Genomic DNA, 20,165 nt, shown 5'->3' with positions numbered 1-20,165 from the left:
GGTGACCATCTGACCAAATCGGGCGGGAAGAGGCGTCAGACCGCGGGCTCAACTCCGCCTACTCCTGCGGGATGACACGGAGGGCCGGCGCCTCCCCCGGCCCGTAGGGGGTGGGGGAGCCGTCGGGAGGGGCGGCGGGTCAGCCGGCCCGGTGGACCACCGCGTCGCACAGTTCGATCAGCGCGGCCTTCGCGTCGCAGTCCCGCAGCGGGGCCAGCGCCGCCCGGGCGTCCTCGGCGTACCGGACGGTGTCCCGCCGCGCCTGTTCGAGCGCGGGGTGGGCGCGCAGCAGGCGCAGGGCCTCGGCGTGCCGGGCGTCGTCGGTGAGGTCGGAGTCCAGCAGCTCGCACAGCGCGACGTCCTCGGCGAGTCCGAGCCGGGCGGCCCGCTCGCGCAGCCGCAGCACCGGGAGGGTCGGGATGCCCTCGCGCAGGTCCGTGCCGGGGGTCTTGCCCGACTCGTGGGAGTCGGAGGCGATGTCCAGGACGTCGTCCGCGAGCTGGAAGGCGACGCCGAGCCGCTCGCCGTACTGGGTCAGGACGTCCACGACCGTCTCGTCGGCACCGGACATCATCGCGCCGAACCGGCAGGAGACCGCGACCAGCGAGCCCGTCTTGCCGCCGAGCACGTCGAGGTAGTGGTCGACCGGGTCCCGGCCGTCCTGGGGGCCGGCCGTCTCCAGGATCTGGCCGGTGACGAGCCGTTCGAACGCGAGGGCCTGCACCCGGACCGCCTCGGGCCCGAGGTCGGCCAGGATCTGGGAGGCGCGGGCGAACAGGAAGTCACCGGTGAGGACGGCGACCGAGTTGCCCCAGCGGGTGTTGGCGCTGGGCACGCCGCGGCGCACGGCCGCCTCGTCCATCACGTCGTCGTGGTACAGCGTGGCGAGGTGGGTCAGCTCCACGACCACGGCCGAGGGCACGATGCCGGGGGCGTAGGGGTCGCCGAACTGGGCCGAGAGCATCACCAGCAGTGGCCGGAACCGTTTGCCGCCGGCCCGCACCAGGTGCTGGGCGGCCTCCGTGATGAAGGGCACCTCGCTTTTGGTTGCTTCGAGCAACCCTTCCTCGACCGCGACCAATCCGGCCTGGACATCGGCTTCCAGAGCCTGGTCCCGCACGCTCAGCCCGAACGGCCCGACGACGGTCACGAGGGGTCTCCTGTCTGCTGGTGTCTACTGGCGATTACCTGGTTTGTCGATAGGTCGCTGCCACCACTCGAGTCAGCGTATCCGGTCACGTTTCGATCACCGCTAGCGCCCACCGTTACAGGCCGGTCGGAATCGGATCATGCGCGCCATGTTTTCGATCAGCCGATATGAGCGGACATGGAGCGATACCACCAGGGCGGGAAGTCGCCACCGGGGATCACACATCCCCTCCCGGCGGCCCTCGCTCCGCACACGTCACCCACCCGGCCCCCTCCGAACGGATGCCCGCACGACGCGCGGGAACACGGGGCACGGCGAAGCCGGACACGGCCGGCCGGCCACGGGGCGGCCGGACCGCCCGGCCCCCAGCCGTTCCGACACCGCCCCGACATCACCCCCGACGCCGCCCGCAAGCCGTCGCCACCGATGGGCGATTGACCGCCCGTTGAACCTAATGCCCGATTTGCCGGTCTTCTTGGCGGCCGTGAGTTGGCTCACTCCGCCACGCCTGTGGGCAACCCCGCCGCCGACTGTGCCCTCCCTTTGCGCCGCAAGCCAGTTGAGGCTTGGCGACCGCAAAGGATCAAGCACCCCAAAAGCCCCAGACCAAGGTCAACATGGACGTCGGGTGATTCCTGCACTTGTTCCGGACATGTGCTCTCGCATACGTTCCCGGCCTGTCGGGCGGACGCCGAATCCTGCCACCGCCCCGGCACCAGTCATCCACCGACACACTCGCAGGCAGGAGCGGGGGACCCAGGTAAGTCGCCGCGCCGGAAACCACCGGAGCGGCTCGGGGTGAAGCCGTGCCCGTGAGGGCCGGCCGGGCACCTCCCCGCCCGAACCCGACAGCTCACCTCGCAGGCGTAGGAGAGGGACACACACATGCCTGCCAACGGTCAGAACCGTCACAGCCGTACCGCTCGTCTCGTCCGCAAGTTCGCCCTCGCCGGCACCGGCGCGGCCGTGCTCGCCCTGCCGCTCGTCGGCGCCGCCACCGCCTCCGCCGCTACCCCGGCCGCCGCCACCACCGCCGCCACGGCGACGACGGCGTACCCGGAGACCCTCGACGGCTGGATCCGCGAGTCGCTCGACATCATGGCGCAGCACGGGATCCCCGGGACGTACGACGGCATCCACCGCAACATCATGCGGGAGTCGTCCGGCAACCCGTTCGCCATCAACAACTGGGACGTCAACGCCGTCAACGGCACCCCGTCCAAGGGCCTGCTCCAGGTGATCGACCCGACCTTCCGGGCCTACCACGTGCCCGGCACGTCCTGGGACTCCTACGACCCGGTCGCCAACATCACCGCCGCCTGCAACTACGCGGCCGACCGCTACGGCTCGATCGACAACGTCTTCAGCGCGTACTGAGCCGTGACGCGCCGGGCCCTGACGCACTGAGCCCCGGCGGCGCGCGCCGGGCGCGTCAGGAGGTTCCGAAGATCCGTTCGAGGACGACGGCGACGCCGTCGTCCTCGTTCGTCAGGGTGGTCTCGTCCGCGACCGCCTTGAGTTCGGGGTGGGCGTCCGCCATGGCGACCCCGTGGGCCGCCCAGTGGAACATGGGGACGTCGTTGGGCATGTCCCCGAAGGCGATCGTCCGTCCCCGGCTCAGCCCCAGGCGCTCGGCGGCGAGCGCCAGACCGGTCGCCTTGGTGACGCCGCACGGCTGGAGCTCCACCGTCCCCGGTCCCGACATCGTGACCGTGGCGAGGGAGCCGACCACCGCGCGCGCCGTCGCCGCCAGCTCGTCGTCGGACAGCTCGGGGTGGCGCAGCAGCACCTTGCTGATCGGCTCGCCCCACAGCTCGTCGCGCCGGTCCACACGGACCGCGGGCAGGGTCGGGTGGGGCATCAGGTAGCCCGGCTCGATGAGCGTGAGCCCGTCGACGCCGTCCTGGTCGACCGCGGCGTACACCTCGCCGACCTCCGCCTCGATCTTGCCGAGCGCGGTCTCCGCCAGTTCCCGGTCCAGGGTGACCGACCACAGCATCCTGTGCGCGCCGGCGTCGTACACCTGCGCGCCCTGTCCGCACACCGCGAGCCCCTCGCAGCCGAGGCCGTCGAGCAGGGACCGCACCCTCGGCGCGGGGCGTCCCGTCACCACCAGGTGCCGCGCCCCCGCCCGGGCCACCCGCGCCAGCGCGGCCAGCGACCGGTCGGAGACGGTGTCGTCGCCGCGCAGCAGCGTTCCGTCGAGGTCGGTGGCGACGAGGGCATATGCGGTGCGGTCCATGATCAGAGAATACGGACACCGGACCTGTCCGACTCACCCCGCGACCGGTTGCGCACGAGGTCGTTCGCAGGTGTCCGAAAGCTGACGCAACACCGTCTAAAGGCGGTTGAAGGCCTGTGCACCAGTTGGCAACAACTTGCTCTGCCTTCTACCCCCGGGGCGGCCCCGGGGGTACCTTCCTTTAGTCCAGGGGGACTTGATCGGGGGGTCGGGTTGAACGGCGGACGTGTACGTGTGCTGAACCCTCAGGAGCTGAGCGCGGGGGAACGGGAACGCTGGCGGGAGCTGCGTGCCGGCTCGACGGCGCCGCGCAATCCCTTCATGGAACCGGAGTTCACCGACGCCGTGGGCCGGGTGCGGCCGGGGGCGCGGGTGGCGGTGCTGTACGACGGCGGCGAGGCGGCCGGTTTCCTGCCGCACGAGCGCGGACCGCTGGGCCAGGGCCGGGCCATCGGGCTCGGCGTCTCGGACTGCCAGGGCGCGGTGCTGCGCCCCGGGCTGACGCCGGACCCCCGCCGGCTGCTGCGGGCGTGCTCCCTGTCGGGCTTCGCCTTCGACAACCTGGAGGCCGAGCAGGGCCTGTTCGTGCCGTACGCCGCCGAGGAGCACACCACCTACGTCATCGACGTGGAGAAGGGCTACGAGGCGTACGAGAACGTGCTGCGCGCCCAGTCGCCGAAGTTCCTGAAGACCACCCTCGCCAAGGAGCGCCGGCTGGGCCGCCAGGTCGGGGACGTGCGCTTCGTCTTCGACGAACGCGACCCGGCGGCGCTGCGCACGCTCATGGAGTGGAAGTCGGCGCAGTACCGCAGGACGGGGCGCCGGGACCGGTTCGCGCAGGAGTGGATCACCCGGCTGGTCGGGCGGCTGGCCGGGACCCGGGCACCCGAGTGCACCGGCACGCTGTCCGTGCTCTACGCCGGCGGCCGGCCCGTCGCCGCGCACTTCGGGCTGCGCTCGTCGTCGGTGCTGGCGTGCTGGTTCCCGGCGTACGACCCGGAGTTCGCGAAGTACTCGCCGGGACTGGTGCTGCATCTGCGGATGGCCGAGGCCGCCGCCGCCGAGGGCATCGGCACGCTCGACATGGGGCGGGGCGCGGCGGAGTACAAGGACTCGCTGAAGACCGGTGAACTGCCCGTGTACGAGGGGACGGTGACGCGCCCGGGAGTGGGTGCCGCGCTGCTGTGGCTGGGCCGCGAACCGGCCCGCCGCGCGCACGGCTTCGTGCGGAGCAGGCCGCGGCTGGCGTCGCTGGCGGTCCGCACGCTGAGAGGGGCGGCCCGGCTGCGCCGGCCGTGACGGAGGGGACGACCACGGAGGGGGTGGGGCGCGTGGCCGGAACAGGGCGTACGCGGCAGGGGGAACGGCGGGAGAGAGGGCAGGGGGAACGGCGGGAGAGAGGGCGGGGGGCACGGGAGGAGACCCGGCGGGGAGCGCGGCAGGGGGCACGGGAGGAGACCCGGCGGGAGATCGAGCGGTTCCTCGCCATCGAGCCGGTGCAGGTCGCCGAGCTGGACCTCGGCGCGGACGGGGAGGCCGTCCTCGGACCCGGGCCGGGCAGCGGGCCGGTGACGTCCGGCGCGGTGTTCGTCCTGGTCCGCCGGGAGGGCAGGCCCGTCGGCACGATGCTCGGGCGGGTGCCGGAAGGGGCGGATCCGGTGCGGGCGCTGGCGGACCCCGCCCGCCGGCTGCACCCCGGTCCGCCGCCGGACGCGGTGGCCGGGCCGGCGGCCGTATCGCTCCGGCCGCCGACCGCCGCCGTCGTCGTCGCCACCCGGGAGCGTGCGGGACAGCTCGCGCGGGCGCTCGACTCCCTGCTGGCGCAGGACCACCCGGACTTCGAGATCGTCGTCGTCGACAACGCCCCGGTGACCGGCGAGACCCGGGAACTGGTGGAGCGGAAGTACGGCGAGCGCGTGCGGTACGTGTGCGAGCCGGTCCCCGGACTGGCGGCCGCGCACAACCGGGGCCTCGCGGCCGTACGGAGCGAGGTGACCGCCTTCACCGACGACGACGTGGTCGCCGACCCCCGCTGGCTCACCGAACTGACCACGCCCTTCGCCGCCGACCCGGGGCTCGGCTGCGCCACCGGGCTGATCCTGCCGGCCCGGCTGCGCACCCCGGCGCAGGTCCTGCTGGAGAGCCACGGCGGCTTCGCCAAGGGCTTCACCCCGCGCACGTACGACCCCGCGCGCCCGCCCGCCGACGAGCCGCTGTTCCCGTTCACCGCGGGACGCTTCGGCTCCGGCGCCAGCATGGCCTTCCGCACGGCCGCGCTGCGGGCGGCCGGCGGCTTCGACCCGGCGACCGGCGCGGGCACGCACGCCCGGGGCGGCGACGACCTCTACGGCTTCGTGCGGATCCTCGCCCAGGGCGGGCGGCTGCACTACACCCCGGCCGCCCTGGTGTGGCACCACCACCGGGAGACCTGGCGGGACCTGGAGACCCAGGCCTACGGATACGGGGCGGGGCTCACCGCGTACCTCACGGCGGTCCTGGTGAACCGGCCCGCGCTGCTGCCGGCGTTCCTCGCGCGGCTGCCGCGCGGCCTGGCCCACGCCCGCGGGCTGACGGCGGTGCGCGACACGGACGGCGGCGGCGCGCCGGGCGACCACGACGAACGGACCCATCCGTGGCCGCGGCGGCTGTCGCGGCTGCAGCGCAGGGGCATGCTGTACGGGCCGGTGGGCTACCTGCGGGCGCGGTACGCCCACCGGGCCGCGGTCAGGGGGACGGCATGAGAGCGGCGGACCACCGCGACGAGGACACCCCGGTCGGCGGAGCGGCGGGCGACGGCACCGTCGTCCCCGTCCTCCTCTACCACGCGGTGATGGAGGATCCGCCCGGCTGGATCGCCGAGTTCACCGTCCGGCCGGACCGGTTCGCCGCCCACCTCGACGCGATCGTCGACAGCGGACGGACGCCCGTGACCATCGGCGCGCTCGCCGGCCACCTCGCCGGGCGGGCACCCCTGCCGCCCCGCCCGGTGCTGCTGACCTTCGACGACGGCTTCGCCGACCTGCCCGGGCCCACCGCCGAGGCGCTGGCCGCCCGCGGACTGCCCGCCACCGCCTACCTCACCACCGGGGCCATCACCCCGGGCGGCCGGAGCCTGCTGCCGCCCGCCCCGATGATGACCCTGGACCGGGCCGCGGAGCTGGAACGTTCCGGCATGGAGATCGGCAGCCACACCGTCACCCACGCCCAGCTGGACACCCTGTCCGCCAGGGAGCTGGCGTACGAGCTGCGCACGTCGAAGGCGGTGCTGGAGGACACCCTCGGCCACCCGGTCCGGCACCTCGCCTACCCGCACGGCTACAACAGCCCGCGGGTGCGGGCCGCGTCGGCACGGGCCGGTTACGAGACGGCCACCGCCGTGCGGCACGCGCTCAGTTCCGGCCACGACGAGCCGTACCGCATCGCCCGGCTGATCGTGCGCCACAGCCACACCGTCGCCGACGTCCGGAGCTGGCTGGCGGGCGGCGGCGCCCGCGTCGCGCCGTACCGGGACGGGCCGAGGACGGTCGGCTGGCGGTGGTACCGCCGGGCCCGGGCGGCCGTACGGGGGCCCGTCTTCGCCGGCTGACCCGGGCGGGCGGAGGGGCGGCCCGGCGGACGGACGGGCGGACGGGCGGACGGGCGGACGGGCGGACGGGCGGACGGATTGGGGACGAGCGGACGCCGTCCGTCCGTTTGGACGAGTCCGCGGATTTTGGTGTGAAAAGCAGGGGAAATTCCTATAGTTGGCCCGGGGAGGGGAGTCTCGACGTGCAGCACCATGTGCCCGTACCGACCGCGGAGAGCAGCGCGCTGCCCTCCCCCGGGCCCCCCGTCGGCCGGGCGGACGCGGGCCGGCCCCCGTCCCGGCTGCCCGACGCCGGGCTGCTGTCCCTGCTGCTCGCGGCCTGCCTGTGGGTGTACGCACTGCCCCGCATCGGCTTCCGGGAGATGGGCGACTACGGCCTGCTGGACCGGCTGCCCGTCGCCTACTACCTCTCGCTGCTCGTCCTCACCGCGGGTTTCGTCCTCAGCCTCAGGCGCGCGGCGACCGCGCCCTGGTGGCCGGCCGCGCACTGCGCCGCGCTGCTGTTCGCGCTCAAGGCTCCCCCGGCGGTGCTCTACGACGCGGTGCGCTACCCGTGGGCGTCCAAGCACGACGCCGTCGTCAACACCCTGCTGGCCAACGGCGAGCTGCGCCCGGGGGCGGCGCTGTCGGGCAACATGTCCGCCTACGACCAGTGGCCCGGCTTCTTCACCCTCAACGCGGGCCTGACACGGGCGTTCGGCGCCGAGAACGCCGCCGCGTACGTCAACTGGGCGCCGATCGTCCTCGGCCTGCTCATGCTCCCGGTGCTGGTCATGATCTACCGCACCTTCTGCCGGGACTGGCGGCTGGTGTGGACCGCCGTATGGATCTTCCAGCTCGCCAACTGGGTGGGCCAGGACTACTTCGCCCCCCAGGGGCTCGCCTACCTGCTGCATCTGACGGTCCTCGCGGTGGTGCTGCGGCACTTCGTGCGCCCCGGCTCGGCCGGGCGGCTGCGCGACCGCACCTTCCTCGACCCGGCCGCCGCCCCCGTGCCGCCGCCCACGGACAACCGGCAGCGCGCGGTCTGCGTGGTGGCCCTCGCCCCGCTGATCGCCGCGATCAACGCCACGCACCAACTGACCCCGGTGATGCTCTGCATCTGCCTGCTCGCGCTCACCCTGACCCGCCGCTACCGCAACTTCGGCCTGCTGGCCGTCGCCGGGCTGCTGATGCTCACCTGGGACCTCACCATGGGGCGCCCCCTGTTCGTCGAGACGCTCTCCACCCTCAAGGAGTCCGTCGGCGAGCTGACCCAGAACTCCCGGGCGGGCTACGCGGGCCAGCTCACCGGCCCCGGTCCCGAACTCGCGGGCCGGGCAAACGTCCTGATGGTCCTCGCGATCGTCGCCCTCGCCGGGGCCGCCGTGGTGCTGCGGCGCCGGCTGACCCGCGGCGCGCTGCCGCTGCTGGTGGTCTCCGCCGCCCCGGTGCCACTGTTCGCCGTCAACGACTACGGCGGCGAGATGCTGTTCCGCGTCTACCTGTTCGGCCTGCCCGGCGCCGCGTTCTTCGCCGCCGCCGCGCTCGTGCCCGCCGCCGGGAAGGCCCGGCCCGCCCGGGCGAAGGTCCTGCGGGACAGGGCCGCGGCCGTCGCGCTGCCCGCCGTGCTGCTGGTGCTGCTGGCCGGCTTCCTGCCGTCGTACTACGGCAAGGAGAAGATGTACTACACGCCGCCCGAGGAGACCGCGCTGGTCACCCGGGCCATCGAGAGCGCGCCCGACGGCTCGCTGATCCTCGCCACCACCGGCTCCTTCCCGCAGGCCCTGCACCGCTACGACCGGCTGGAGCACTGGTACTTCGCCGAACAGGAACTGCCCGAGAACGAGAAGATGCTGAAGGACCCGGCCGCCTACCTGGCCGAGGGCATCCCGCCGGGCACCAGGGCGTACGTCATCCTCACCCGCACCCAGGACATCTACACCGCCGGAGAGGGCCTGCTGCCGGCCGGCGGCTTCGAGACGCTGCGCTCGAAGCTGTCCGGCTCGCCGCTCTTCCGGACCGTCGAGAGCCATCCGTACGGCGTGGTCCTGCAGTACCGGCCGGCCACCCGCTGAACGCTCCCCAGGTGATCGCAGTGATCGCAGTGACGACGAAGGGCGGACAGGTCAGCCCATGAACACCACTCCGGACCCCGTGGACGCCACCCCGGGCCCCGCGGACACCGCTTCGGGCCCCGCGGACGCCGTTCCGGGCCCCGCGGGCACCGTCGACGGCGCCGAGGCGGTGAAGGGCCCCGGGCTCACCCCGACGCGCCTCAAGATCCTCGTCGCCGCCTCGGGCTGGCTCGCGCTGGCGGCCACCGCGCTGCCCGACCCGACACCGCTGCGCTGGGCACCGGTGCTGTTCTTCGTCCTGTTCGGCCCCGGATGCGCGGTGCTGTATCCGCAGCCGGGCGGACTGGCCGCCGGCGCCAGGCTGGAGGCCGCCGCCCTGGTCACGCCGGTCAGTCTCTCGCTCGGCGTGCTCACCGCCACCTCGCTGTTCCTGGTGGAGGGGTTCTCGGCGACCGCCTTCCTCGTCTCGCTCGCCGTCTTCACGACGGTCACCGCCCCTCTGCCGGGGCTGTCGCTGCCCGCCGCCCGGCGCGGTGCGGTCGAGCGGGTCAGGCGCAGGCCGACGGGTGGTGGCGGCACATGACGGGCCGGCACCGGGCGAACGGGCGCGGGGCGGACGGTCACGGGGCGGACGGACGGGAGACGGGCGGACGGGAGACGGGCGGACGGGAGACGGGTGTGGCGGGCGGGGTGATCGACGCCGGGCGCACCGTGAGGCGTACCTACACGGCCGTCGTCCTGGTGGTGGTGGCCGCGCTGCTCGCCGGGCTCGGCATCTGGGCAGGCCGCTCCGAGGAGCGTGAGCCGCCCGGCAAGGACGCCCTGCCCGACAACGCGGCCTCGGGCACGATGCCCACCGGCCCCTGCGCGCCCACCGGCACACTGGTCCCGCCCTGCGGCGCCTGGTGGGGCGCCTATGTGCCGTACGCGGAGAACGGGTCGCTCAAGGACGCCGTGCTCGACTTCGAGAAGCGGATCGGCCGCAGGCTCGACCTCGTCTACAACTACCACGACATGTCGGGCAGCGAGCTCGACGGACAACTGCTCACGCCCGACGAGCGGGAACTCGGCAAGGACCGGCTGCTGATGCTGGCGTGGGAGTCCACCGTCTGGACGGAACCGCACCACGAGAACTGGACCGAGACCCAGCTCGGCTGGAAGAACATCGCCTCCGGGAAGTACGACGAGGAGATCATCGACCCGCAGATCCGGCGCATCAAGGCCTACGGCAAGCGCGTCTTCCTCTCCTTCGACCAGGAGACCGACGCCCGCATCAAGGAGGGCGCCGGCACCCCGGCGGAGTTCGTCGCCGCCTACCGGCACCTGCACGACCGCTTCCGCGAACTGGGCGCCGACAACGTCGTGTGGGTGTGGACCGTCTCCGGCTACCTGGGCAGCGCCAAGGAGATGAAGGCGCTCTACCCGGGGGACGAGTACGTCGACTGGATCGCCATGGACCAGTACAACTACTACCAGTGCCACGACACGACCGACTGGAAGGACTTCCTCCGCAGCCAGCAGCCCAGTTACGAGTGGCTGCGCGCCCACGTCACCGACGAGAAGCCGGTGATGCTCGCGGAGTTCGCCACCGCGCCCGACGCGGAGAACCCGGTGCGCCAGCGCGACTGGTACACCCAGATCCCCGCCGCCGTGAAGAAGCTCCCCCAGGTGAAGGCGCTGGTCCACTGGAACCGGCCGCCCTCCGACCGTCCCGAGTGCGACCTGACCGTCAACGAGGGTCCCGGGCTGGAGGGTTACCGGGAGGCCGGGAAGAACGGGTACTTCCACCAGCCGGTGCCGCCCCGCTGACCCCCGGGCCGCGCGGGGCACGCGGGGCACGCGGGGCACGCGGGGCACCGGCGCCCGGACGTCCGGGTCAGTGTCCGGCCCGGGTGCCCGGGGCGCCGGGGCGGGGAGTCCCCCCTCCCGCCGACGCGGCGCGGACGAGGGCGAGCAGGAGGAGGAGCGCGGCGAGCGCCGGCAGGGCGGCGGGGGCGACGGCGTCGCGCCACAGCCAGCCGGCCACCGCGAGGAGGTAGAGGACGCCCCAGCGCCCCGCCCACGTCAGCCGCCCCTCCACGGGCGCGAGCAGCAGCCACAGCGGTACGAGGCACAGCAGTTGGGCGGTGACCGGCATCCACCGCAGCAGCGGCTCGGGCCCGGCCGCCCCCACCGCGTCCGCGAGGAGACGGGCCGGCCCGGAGTACCACTCCCCGGTGACCGCCCGGGGTTCCCAGCCCAGGGCCGCGGGCGCCGCGTGCAGGGCCGACAGCGCCGACGCCAGCGCGGCCCCGGGCAGCCACACGTCGCGTCCGGCGCACAGCGTCACCGAGGCGGCGAACACCACGAGCAGCAGGCCGCCCGCGACCGGAGCGGCGGGCGGCAGCCCCTCCAGCAGCCGGCGCCCGGTCAGCACCGAACCGGCCGCCGCGGACGCGTCCCCGGGCCGGGGCAGGCCGCGCAGCGCCGTCCAGAAGAGCGCGGTGGCGGCGCCGAGCAGGCACCACAGGGCGCCCCGCAGCCACTGCTCCCGCCGGTCAAAGGACCCGTCCGAAGCGGCCGGCGCCGGCCCGCCCCGGTCCCCTGGCCACGCGTCGGCGCCCGGCCGCGGCGGCCGTACGACCAGTGCCAGCGTGTCCGCCTGCAGCGCCTCGCGTTCGTAGCCGGGACGGCCGATGAACAGCGTCGCCGTGTCGCCGTCGTCGTCCTCCCCCTGCCCGTACGCCGCCCGGCGGGCCCAGCCGGTGCCGTAGCCGGCGGTGGCGTTCAGCCGCGCCCAGCGGGTGCCGAAGTCGGCACCCGCGGCTCTTCCGGCTCCCCCGGACACCCGTCCCCGGCCCCATCCCCGTCCCCGTCCGCCGCGCGGCCTGCCGCCGCCGGTGCCGTCCCCGCCGCGCAGGGCGGTGCGCAGGCCGGGCGCGCAGCCGACGGCGACCAGCGTCATGCCCAGCAGCACCGCCCACCCGGCGCCCGCGATCCCGGCCGGGGTGAACAGCACGGCCGCGCTGCCCAGGACGAGGACGCACATGGCGCCCTGCACGGCGGCGAGCACGCCGGTGCGGCCCTGGACGCGCAGCACGCCGATGTACAGCTCGACGACGACCCTCGGCAGCGCCCCGAGGGCGAGCAGCCGCAGCACCGTGGAGCCGCGCTCGGCGTAGTCCGCGTCGAAGGGGGCGAGGATCTGCGGGGCGAAGACGACCAGGAACAGCACCACCGGCACCAGCAGCAGCGTCATGCGGCGCAGCGCCCCGCGGACGCCGTCAGCGAGGCGGCGGGGGTCGTGCGAGGCGTGGGCGGTGAGCGAGGAGGCCATGTTGATGGCCATGAACTCCATCGTGCCGCCGACGGTGTACGCCACGTAGAAGTAGCCGTTCTCGGCGGCGCTGAAGTTGACCGCGACCATCACCGGCAGCAGGTTGATCATCGCCAGGCTGAACAGCGCGCCCAGCGAGTCCCCGGCCAGGAAGCGGCCCATCTCCCGGACGGCGGGCGGTTCCACGTCGCGGTCGGCGGCGGCCTGGCGCGGGATGAGCCTGCGGAAGATCAGCCAGCCGAGCGGCAGGGTGGAGAAGGCGATGGCCACGGCCCAGGAGACGAAGATGCCGAGCACCGGCAGCGCGGAGGCGAAGACGGCCAGCAGGATCAGCTTCCCGACCGAGAACACCGCGTTCCCGGCCGGCACCCACTCGGCCTTGCGCAGCCCGGTCAGCACCCCGTCCTGCAGGGTGAGCAGCGCCCACGCCACGCAGGCGGCGACGAACAGCGCCCCGGCGGCGGGGGTGCCCAGCGGCGCGTACGAGGCGCCCCACAGGTCGAGGGTGAGCAGGAAGACGACGGCGGCGAGGGCCACGACCACCGAACTCGCCACGTACGCGCGCCACACCAGCGGCCCGGTCGCCCGCCCGGCGCGCGGCACGAAGCGGACGACGGCGCCGATCATCGTGGTCGCCGTGATGCTGGCGAGCAGCCGCATCGCGGCGATGGCGGCCGAGCCCTGGCCGACGGCCTCCTCCGAGTAGTAGCGGGCGGCCACGAGCCAGAAGCCCAGGCCGAGCACGGCGGAGACGCCGGTGCTGAGCATGAGGAAGTAGGCGTTCTTGAACAGCGAGTCGGCGCCCTGCCCGCGCCCGGGCGGCTCCGGTCCGCCACCGGCGGGTGCCGCGGCGGCCTCGTGCACCCGCGTCTCAGCCACGGAACGGACCCGCCCCTTCCGGTGCCTCGGCCTGCCGCGCCCCGGACCGCTCCAGCACCTCGACGACCGTACGGGCGCGCAGCGGGTCCACGGGCAGCGCGTGCCGCGCGAACCAGCGCGCGCCCTCGGGGGCGGGCGACGGGTCGGTGAACTCCTTGCCCGCGTAGTCGTCCAGCGGCGGGTCGTAGAGGTAGCCGACGACGATGCCGCGCCGGGCCAGCGCGGCGATCGCCGCGTCCCGGTCCGCCACGAACAGCGGCACGCGGAACAGCGGCTGCGCCGGGCCGTCGGGCCGCCGGCCGCCGGCCGGGTGTGCCCAGGGCGTCGACAGCAGCAGCTCCGTGCCCGCCCGGCAGCCGGCGAGCACCTCGTCCAGCCGCTCGAGCCTGCGCCCCACGCGCCCGAGCCGGAAGCTGCCGGAGCGCAGCCGGTAGTCGTGCATGTCGACGCGGACCCACGGATCGTGCGCCTCCAGGTCCGGGGCCGAGGCCACCGCGCGGGCCAGCTCCTGGGGCCGCAGCGGCATCCGGATCTCCTCGCGCTCCGTCATCCCCAGCATCCGCAGCGTGGCCCAGGCGGCCCGCCGCAGCCCCAGCCCCCGCACGGCGGCCTCCGCGTACGGCCGCACGGCGTAGGCGAGCTCGGCGGTGGTGCGGCGGGGCAGCAGCAAGTCGTCGCAGGATTTCGCCAGCGCCTGTCGCAGGCCGGGGTCGGCGACGGAGAGGAAGCCCCCGGCCTTCGCGCCGGCGTGCTTGGACAGGCTGAAGACGGACGCGTCGCCCCAGGTGCCGACGGGACGCCCGCCGGTCTCGCTGCCGATGGCGTGCGCCGCGTCCTCGAACAGCGGGATGCCGAGCGCGTCGCAGCGCTCCCGCAGCCGGGGCGCCGGGTCCGGGTTGCCGTACAGATTGGTCGTCAGCACGGCCGACAGGGAACCCCAGACCTCCTCGGGCACGGCGTCCACGTCGATGGAGGCGTCCAGCGGGTTCAGCGGCGCCTGCACGGGCCGCAGCCCGGCCGCGAGGACGACGAAGAAGATCACGTCGTCGTTGACCGGCGACATCAGCACCCGGCCGCCCGGCGCGCACCAGTGCCGCAGGGCCGCGTACAGCCCGAAACGGCACGACGGTACGTACACGCATTCCCGGCCGAGTCTGCCGCGCATGATCTCTTCCAGCCGTCTGCCCGGCTGCGAAGCGGACCGTGCCGGACCCGGACCGGCCTCCCCTGTGGCCATCCGTCCCCCTACGCGCCATCGGAACGCCCCCTCCCCGAGGCCTTCCGGCACCCGATCAGAGTCGCCCCGTTCGCACCGGTCCGTCAAGATTGCGTTCCGGTCCCCGGACACTGCCCAAGTCCCCCGTGCCGCCCGTAACGTGTGGCACGGCCACGGATCACGTGGCGCACGGCGAACACGAGAGCGAGGCAGCATCCGATGCCCCCCTTCGACGTCCCCGAGGGCGATCCCTTCGGCCCGCACAACCTTCCGTACGGCGTGTTCTCGATCCGCGGCACCGAGGAGCGGACGGTGGGCGTCCGGCTCGGCGACCACGTCCTGGACGCGGGGGCGGCGGCCCACGCGCTGGGTTCGCCGTACGCGTCCCTGCTGGCCCGGCCCACCCTGAACCCGCTGCTGGCGGCCGGCCGCACCGCCTGGTCGGACGTGCGGCGCGCGCTGACCGCCTGGGTGACCGTGCCGTCCCACCGGGAGGCCCTGGAACCCCTGCTCCACCCCCTGTCGTCCGTGACCCTGCACCTGCCCTTCGAGGTCGCGGACTACGTCGACTTCTACGCGTCCGAGAACCACGCCCGCAACGTCGGCCGGATCTTCCGCCCGGACGCCGCCGACTCCCTCACCCCGAACTGGAAGCACCTGCCGATCGGTTACCACGGCCGCGCCGGCACGGTCGTCGTCTCCGGCACCGACGTCGTACGGCCCTGGGGGCAGCGCAAGGCGCCCGCCGACCCGGCTCCCGTCTTCGGCCCGTCGATCCGCCTCGACATCGAGGCGGAGGTGGGCTTCGTCGTCGGCACGCCGTCCGAGCCGGGGCGTCCGGTGGCGCTCGGTGACTTCCGCGAGCACGTCTTCGGGCTGTGCCTGCTCAACGACTGGTCCGCGCGGGACGTGCAGGCCTGGGAGTACGTGCCGCTGGGCCCCTTCCTCGGCAAGTCCTTCGCCACCTCGGTGTCGGCGTGGATCACGCCGCTGGACGCCCTGGAGTCGGCACGGGTGGCCCCGCCGGAGCGCACCCACGAGCTGCTGCCCTACCTGGACGACTCCGGCGAGGAGCCCGGCGGTTACGACCTGCGGATCTCGGTCGCGGTCAACGGGCACGTGGTCTCCGAGCCGCCCTTCTCCACCATGTACTGGACCGCCGCCCAGCAGCTGGCCCACATGACGGTGGGCGGCGCCCGACTGCGCACCGGCGACCTCTACGGCTCGGGCACGGTGAGCGGGCCCGGCGAGCGGGAGCGCGGGTCGCTGCTGGAACTGACCTGGAACGGCCGCGATCCGCTCGAACTCCCGGACGGGAAGCGGACGTTCCTGGAGGACGGCGACGTGGTGACCCTGACGGCGTGGGCGCCGGGGCCGGGCGGCACCCGGGTGGGGCTGGGCGAGGTGACCGGGCGGATCGTCGGCCGGTGAGCGGGTGAGCGGGTGAGCGGGCGACCGGCCGACCGAGCCGGTCCGGTCGCCGCCGTGTGCGCATCCCGTGCCCGCCGGGACCTGACTCGCACCGGCCGTCACCGTCATACTGGCGTCGGGCGGTGTGCGCGGCGCACCCTCGCCGCGCCCCGGCCCGACACCGCAACCTCACAGCACCACAGCACCACAGCACCACAGCTTCACAGCACCACAGCCAGAGCCGCCTCCCGACAAGGATCCGGAGCCCGTGGCATGACCGTCTGCCTGCTCCTGCTGTTCGCCGTCGCCGTCACCGCCGCCGTACCGGTGCCGCGCGCGCTGACCCGTTCCTCGTGGCCCGAACGGGACCCCGTCGTCGCGCTGTGGGTGTGGCAGTGCCTGGTCGCCACGGTGCTGCTGTGCTGTCTGACCTCCCTCGTGCTCGGCGCCGCCGCCGTCTTCGGCACCGTGCGCGCCCAGCTCTTCGCGCCGGCACCGCCCGCGGTGACCGCCGCCTACAACCTCTCCGCCGGCCCGCCCTGGGCCGCCGTCCTCACCCTGCTGCTGGCCGGCGGCGCCGCCTGGACGACCGCCATGCTCGCCCGCGAACTCGTCGAGGCCCGTCGCCGCCGCGCCCGGTCCCGCGCCCACCTGCGCGAACGCGCCCCCGACCTGCCCGCCGGGCTCCCCGCCGCACGCGGCCCCCTGCTGGTCCTGGAGGACGAGTACCCGGACGCCTGGTGGATGCCCGGCAGCCCGGCCCAGCTGGTCGTCACCACCGGCGCCCTGCACCGCCTCACCGACCACCAGCTCGACGCCGTCCTCACCCACGAGCGCGGCCACGCCCGGGCCCGTCACGACTGGCTGCTGCACCTGTCCACCGCCCTGGCCACCGGCTTCCCGCGCGTCCCGCTCTTCGCCCACTTCTGCGACCAGACCCACCGCCTGGTCGAACTCGCCGCCGACGACACCGCCTCCCGGCGCTGCGGCCACCTGACCACGGCACTGGCCCTGATCGAGCTCAACCAGCACCGGGGCGTCCTGTCCTGCGCCTCCAGCCACCGCCTCCTCGGCGAGCGCGTCGACCGCCTCCTGGCGCCCCCGCCCCGCCTGACCCCGCGCGACCGCGCCCTGACCACGACGACAGCGGCCCTGGTCCCCCTGATCCCCCTCCTGATCACCTTCGCCCCGGGCCTGACGGCCCTGGCCTGACCTCACGAGCCGAGGGGGCGGGGAGAGCGACGCCCCGGCCCCGAGGCGCCTCACATCCAGTCGTCGGGCTCCGGCTCCGGTTCGGTCTCGGGCCAGTCGTCCGGGCCGGACCCGGCATCGGATCCGGCCTCGGGTCCGACGTCGCTCCCGGCGCCGGGCTCGGAGGCCGGGGCCGGCGAGGCCTCCCCGGCCAGCTCCGCCAGCACCGTGAGCACGCCTTCCCCGTACGTCGCGAGCTTCTTCTCGCCGACGCCGTTGATCCCTCCGAGCTGCCCGATCGAGGTGGGCCGGGCGGTGGCGATCTCCCGGAGCGTGGCGTCGTGGAAGATGACGTACGCCGGGACGCCCTGCTCGCGGGCCCGCTCCGCGCGCCAGGCGCGCAGGGCCTCGAAGACGGGGAGCAGCTCCTCGGGCAGTTCGGCCGCCGCGGCCCTGGCCCTGCGGTCCCCGCGGGCGCCCGCCGCACGGGCGGAGACGGGCTTCTTCGGTTCCTTGCGCAGCGGCACCTTCCGCTGTCCCCGCAGCACCTCACCGCTGGCCTCGGTCAGCACCAGCGTGCCGTACTCCCCCTCGACCTCGAGCAGTCCCTGGGCCAGCAGCTGCCGGACGACGCCCCGCCACTCGCCCTCGGTCAGGTTCTCGCCGATGCCGAAGACGGAGAGCTGGTCGTGGTCGAACTGGATGACCTTGGCGGTCCGCCTGCCCAGCAGGATGTCGACGATCTGCCCGGCGCCGAACTTCTGTCCGCGCTCCCGCTTCAGCCGCACCACCGTGGACAGCAGCTTCTGTGCCGGAACCGTGCCGTCCCAGGTCTCGGGCGGGGTCAGGCAGGTGTCGCAGTTGCCGCAGGCGGCCGCGTCCGGGTCCTGGCCGAAGTAGGCGAGGAGCTGGGCGCGGCGGCACTGCACGGTCTCGCACAGCGCGAGCATCGCGTCCAGATGGGACCGGGCCCGCCTGCGGAACGTCTCGTCGCCCTCGCCGGTCTGGATCATCTTGTGCTGCTGGACGACGTCGTTGAGCCCGTACGCCATCCAGGCCGTGGACGGCAGTCCGTCGCGGCCGGCGCGGCCGGTCTCCTGGTAGTAGCCCTCGACCGACTTGGGCAGGTCGAGGTGGGCGACGAACCGCACGTCGGGCTTGTCGATGCCCATGCCGAAGGCGATGGTCGCCACGACGACCAGCCCCTCCTCCCGCAGGAACCTGGACTGGTGCGCCGCGCGGGTGCCCGCGTCCAGACCGGCGTGGTACGGCACCGCCTCGATGCCGTTGCGGGTCAGGAACTCGGCGGTCTTCTCGACCGAGTTGCGCGAGAGGCAGTACACGATGCCCGCGTCGCCCGCGTGCTCCTCGCGCAGGAAGCCCAGCAGCTGCTTCCTGGGGTCGCTCTTCGGCACGATCCGGTACTGGATGTTGGGCCGGTCGAAGCTGGCCACGAAGTGCCGTGCCGCCGGCATGGCCAGCCGCTCGGTGATCTCGCGGTGGGTGGCGTGGGTGGCCGTCGCCGTGAGCGCGAGCCGGGGCACGTCGGGCCAGCGCTCGCCGAGCAGGGCCAGGGCGAGGTAGTCGGGCCGGAAGTCGTGGCCCCACTGGGAGACGCAGTGCGCCTCGTCGATCGCGAAGAGGGAGATCTTGCCGCGGGAGAGGAGGTCGAGGGTGCCTTCCAGCCGCAGCCGCTCGGGGGCCAGGTACAGCAGGTCCAGCTCGCCGGCGAGGAACTGGGCCTCCACGACCCGCCGCTCGTCGAAGTCCTGGGTGGAGTTCATGAACCCGGCGTTCACACCGAGTGCCCGCAGCGCGTCGACCTGGTCCTGCATCAGCGCGATCAGCGGCGAGACCACGACGCCGGTGCCCGGCCGGACCAGGGCCGGGATCTGGTAGCACAGCGACTTGCCGCCGCCGGTCGGCATGAGCACGACGGCGTCGCCGCCCGCGATCACGTGCTCGACGACCGCCTCCTGCTCGCCGCGGAACGCCTCGTAACCGAAGACCCGGTGCAGCGTGGCCAGCGCCTCGCTGTCCGTGTCCCTCGTCTGTGCCGCTTCCGCCATCTCGCCGATCACGCCCGTCCCGCCCATCGCCTGGCCCCCGTACGTCCTGCCTCGCCCGCCCGGGCCGTCCGACCCCGTCCGGTCTGTCTGGTCTGTCTGGTCTGTCCGGTCCGCTTGGTCCGTCCTGTCCCGACCACTGCCTCAACGATAGGGGTCCGCACCGACAGCCCCGGAGTTGTCCACAGGCCGCCCCTCGACGCCGGCGTCAAGAGCACGACGCTCGTTCACACGTTCGCGGGAGACGTGCCCGTTTCCGCTGGATAGTCTGATTGCGCCCGCGAGACTCCGTCCCATGGGAGCACTGATGAGCGTCGCACCGAAGGCGTCCACGCCCGACTGGCCGGTCCCGCCGGAGGGCGGCTGGACGGCGGACGACCTGGACCGGCTTCCGAACCTGCCTCCGCATACGGAGCTGATCGACGGGAGCCTGGTCTTCGTGAGTCCGCAGACCGCTTTTCATGAACGAGCTGTCGACTTCTTCAAATGGCAGCTGCAGTCGCTGGCACCTGCCGAGTTCGAGGTCTTCCGCGACTTCACGATCGACATCGACGCGCAGAACAGGCCGGAGCCGGACGTCATCGTGCTGCAGGCCGACGCCTGGACGGAAACGAATCAGACCCGATTTCCGTCCTCAGCCGTCCTGCTGGCAGTCGAGGTGGTCTCCGTCGACTCAGTCTCACGAGACCGCGAGACCAAGCCTTTGAAGTACGCCAGGGCGAAGATTCCCCACTACTGGCGGGTCGAGAGTGAGAAAGGGCTTGCGGTGGTACACGCCTTCGAACTCGAGCCCACCGTCGAGGCCTACACCAGCGTGGGCATCTTCCGTGAACGCATGAAGGTGAGTGCACCTTTCCCGGTGGACCTGGACCTGACCGCCATCAAGGCCCGTCCTGGCGGCTCGTAGTCACCCGAACACACGGCGGGGGGGGGGGGGGGGGGGGGGGGGGGGGGGGGGGGGGGGGGGGGGGGGGGGGGGGGGGGGGGGGGGCGGGGGGGGCGCGGCGCGGGGGGGGGGCGCCGCCCGCCGCCCCGCCCCCGAGCGCCGCCCC

Annotated in this window: 15 protein-coding genes and 1 riboswitch; of the genes, 10 read left to right on the top strand and 5 right to left on the bottom strand. The window is 73.9% G+C overall.

Going from position 1 to position 20,165, the window contains the following annotated elements; translation table 11 throughout:
• Nucleotides 1–139: 139 nt before the first annotated feature.
• On the bottom strand, nt 140–1,150 hold the full coding sequence (locus ACFYOJ_RS20225; protein WP_356552842.1) for a polyprenyl synthetase family protein: 1,011 nt from the start codon (nt 1,148–1,150) through the stop codon (nt 140–142).
• Nucleotides 1,151–1,864: 714 nt separating this feature from the next.
• Nucleotides 1,865–2,032, top strand: a riboswitch (cyclic di-AMP (ydaO/yuaA leader).
• 3 nt (nt 2,033–2,035) lie between these two features.
• Here ACFYOJ_RS20225 and ACFYOJ_RS20220 point away from each other — a divergent pair.
• Nucleotides 2,036–2,527, top strand: coding sequence for a transglycosylase SLT domain-containing protein (locus tag ACFYOJ_RS20220; RefSeq protein ID WP_356552844.1), 492 nt, complete (start codon nt 2,036–2,038; stop codon nt 2,525–2,527).
• Nucleotides 2,528–2,582: 55 nt separating this feature from the next.
• Here ACFYOJ_RS20220 and ACFYOJ_RS20215 read toward each other — a convergent pair whose 3' ends face one another.
• Complete coding sequence (locus ACFYOJ_RS20215) at nt 2,583–3,392, bottom strand: HAD family hydrolase (RefSeq protein ID WP_356552845.1); 810 nt, start codon at nt 3,390–3,392, stop codon at nt 2,583–2,585.
• A 234-nt stretch (nt 3,393–3,626) separates the two neighbouring features.
• Here ACFYOJ_RS20215 and ACFYOJ_RS20210 point away from each other — a divergent pair, with 234 nt between their 5' ends.
• From ACFYOJ_RS20210 to ACFYOJ_RS20185, 6 genes are all read left to right on the top strand, one after another.
• Nucleotides 3,627–4,691, top strand: a complete 1,065-nt coding sequence (locus tag ACFYOJ_RS20210; RefSeq protein WP_356552847.1) for a GNAT family N-acetyltransferase — start codon at nt 3,627–3,629, stop codon at nt 4,689–4,691.
• A gap of 197 nt (nt 4,692–4,888) precedes the next feature.
• Nucleotides 4,889–6,133 carry a glycosyltransferase gene (locus tag ACFYOJ_RS20205; protein WP_356552876.1) on the top strand — a complete coding sequence of 415 codons (1,245 nt, stop codon included), beginning with the start codon at nt 4,889–4,891 and terminating at the stop codon, nt 6,131–6,133.
• Nucleotides 6,134–6,222: 89 nt separating this feature from the next.
• Nucleotides 6,223–6,978, top strand: coding sequence for a polysaccharide deacetylase family protein (locus tag ACFYOJ_RS20200; RefSeq protein WP_356552877.1), 756 nt, complete (start codon nt 6,223–6,225; stop codon nt 6,976–6,978).
• Between the two features lie 182 nt (nt 6,979–7,160).
• Complete coding sequence (locus ACFYOJ_RS20195; protein ID WP_356552849.1) at nt 7,161–9,035, top strand: hypothetical protein; 1,875 nt, start codon at nt 7,161–7,163, stop codon at nt 9,033–9,035.
• A 58-nt stretch (nt 9,036–9,093) separates the two neighbouring features.
• Entirely contained in the window at nt 9,094–9,618 is a 525-nt protein-coding gene (locus tag ACFYOJ_RS20190) for a hypothetical protein (protein ID WP_356552850.1), read from the top strand.
• On the top strand, nt 9,615–10,844 hold the full coding sequence (locus ACFYOJ_RS20185) for a glycosyl hydrolase (RefSeq protein WP_356552852.1): 1,230 nt from the start codon (nt 9,615–9,617) through the stop codon (nt 10,842–10,844). Before ACFYOJ_RS20190 ends, ACFYOJ_RS20185 begins: the two co-directional genes overlap by 4 nt.
• Nucleotides 10,845–10,911: 67 nt before the next feature.
• Here ACFYOJ_RS20185 and ACFYOJ_RS20180 read toward each other — a convergent pair whose 3' ends face one another.
• A complete protein-coding gene (locus tag ACFYOJ_RS20180; RefSeq protein ID WP_356552853.1) occupies nt 10,912–13,230 on the bottom strand; it encodes a lipopolysaccharide biosynthesis protein in 2,319 nt (772 codons plus the stop codon).
• Nucleotides 13,223–14,395, bottom strand: a complete 1,173-nt coding sequence (locus ACFYOJ_RS20175; protein WP_356552855.1) for a DegT/DnrJ/EryC1/StrS family aminotransferase — start codon at nt 14,393–14,395, stop codon at nt 13,223–13,225. Before ACFYOJ_RS20175 ends, ACFYOJ_RS20180 begins: the two co-directional genes overlap by 8 nt.
• Nucleotides 14,396–14,665: 270 nt before the next feature.
• Here ACFYOJ_RS20175 and fahA point away from each other — a divergent pair, with 270 nt between their 5' ends.
• Together fahA and ACFYOJ_RS20165 are read left to right on the top strand one after the other, a co-directional pair.
• A complete protein-coding gene (gene fahA, locus ACFYOJ_RS20170) occupies nt 14,666–15,877 on the top strand; it encodes a fumarylacetoacetase (RefSeq protein WP_356552856.1) in 1,212 nt (403 codons plus the stop codon).
• Nucleotides 15,878–16,129: 252 nt separating this feature from the next.
• Nucleotides 16,130–17,068 carry a M56 family metallopeptidase gene (locus ACFYOJ_RS20165; protein WP_356552858.1) on the top strand — a complete coding sequence of 313 codons (939 nt, stop codon included), beginning with the start codon at nt 16,130–16,132 and terminating at the stop codon, nt 17,066–17,068.
• 50 nt (nt 17,069–17,118) lie between these two features.
• On the opposite strand, the gene recQ is transcribed toward ACFYOJ_RS20165, so the two are convergent.
• Nucleotides 17,119–19,143 carry a DNA helicase RecQ gene (recQ, locus tag ACFYOJ_RS20160; protein ID WP_356552859.1) on the bottom strand — a complete coding sequence of 675 codons (2,025 nt, stop codon included), beginning with the start codon at nt 19,141–19,143 and terminating at the stop codon, nt 17,119–17,121.
• 277 nt (nt 19,144–19,420) lie between these two features.
• On the opposite strand from recQ, the gene ACFYOJ_RS20155 reads away from it, so the two are divergent.
• Complete coding sequence (locus ACFYOJ_RS20155; protein WP_356552878.1) at nt 19,421–20,020, top strand: Uma2 family endonuclease; 600 nt, start codon at nt 19,421–19,423, stop codon at nt 20,018–20,020.
• The last annotated feature ends 145 nt before the right edge of the window (nt 20,021–20,165 follow it).

The organism is Streptomyces sp. NPDC006384 (assembly GCF_042870695.1).
GTDB lineage: Bacteria > Actinomycetota > Actinomycetes > Streptomycetales > Streptomycetaceae > Streptomyces.
This window is presented reverse-complemented; position numbering and strand designations above follow the sequence as displayed.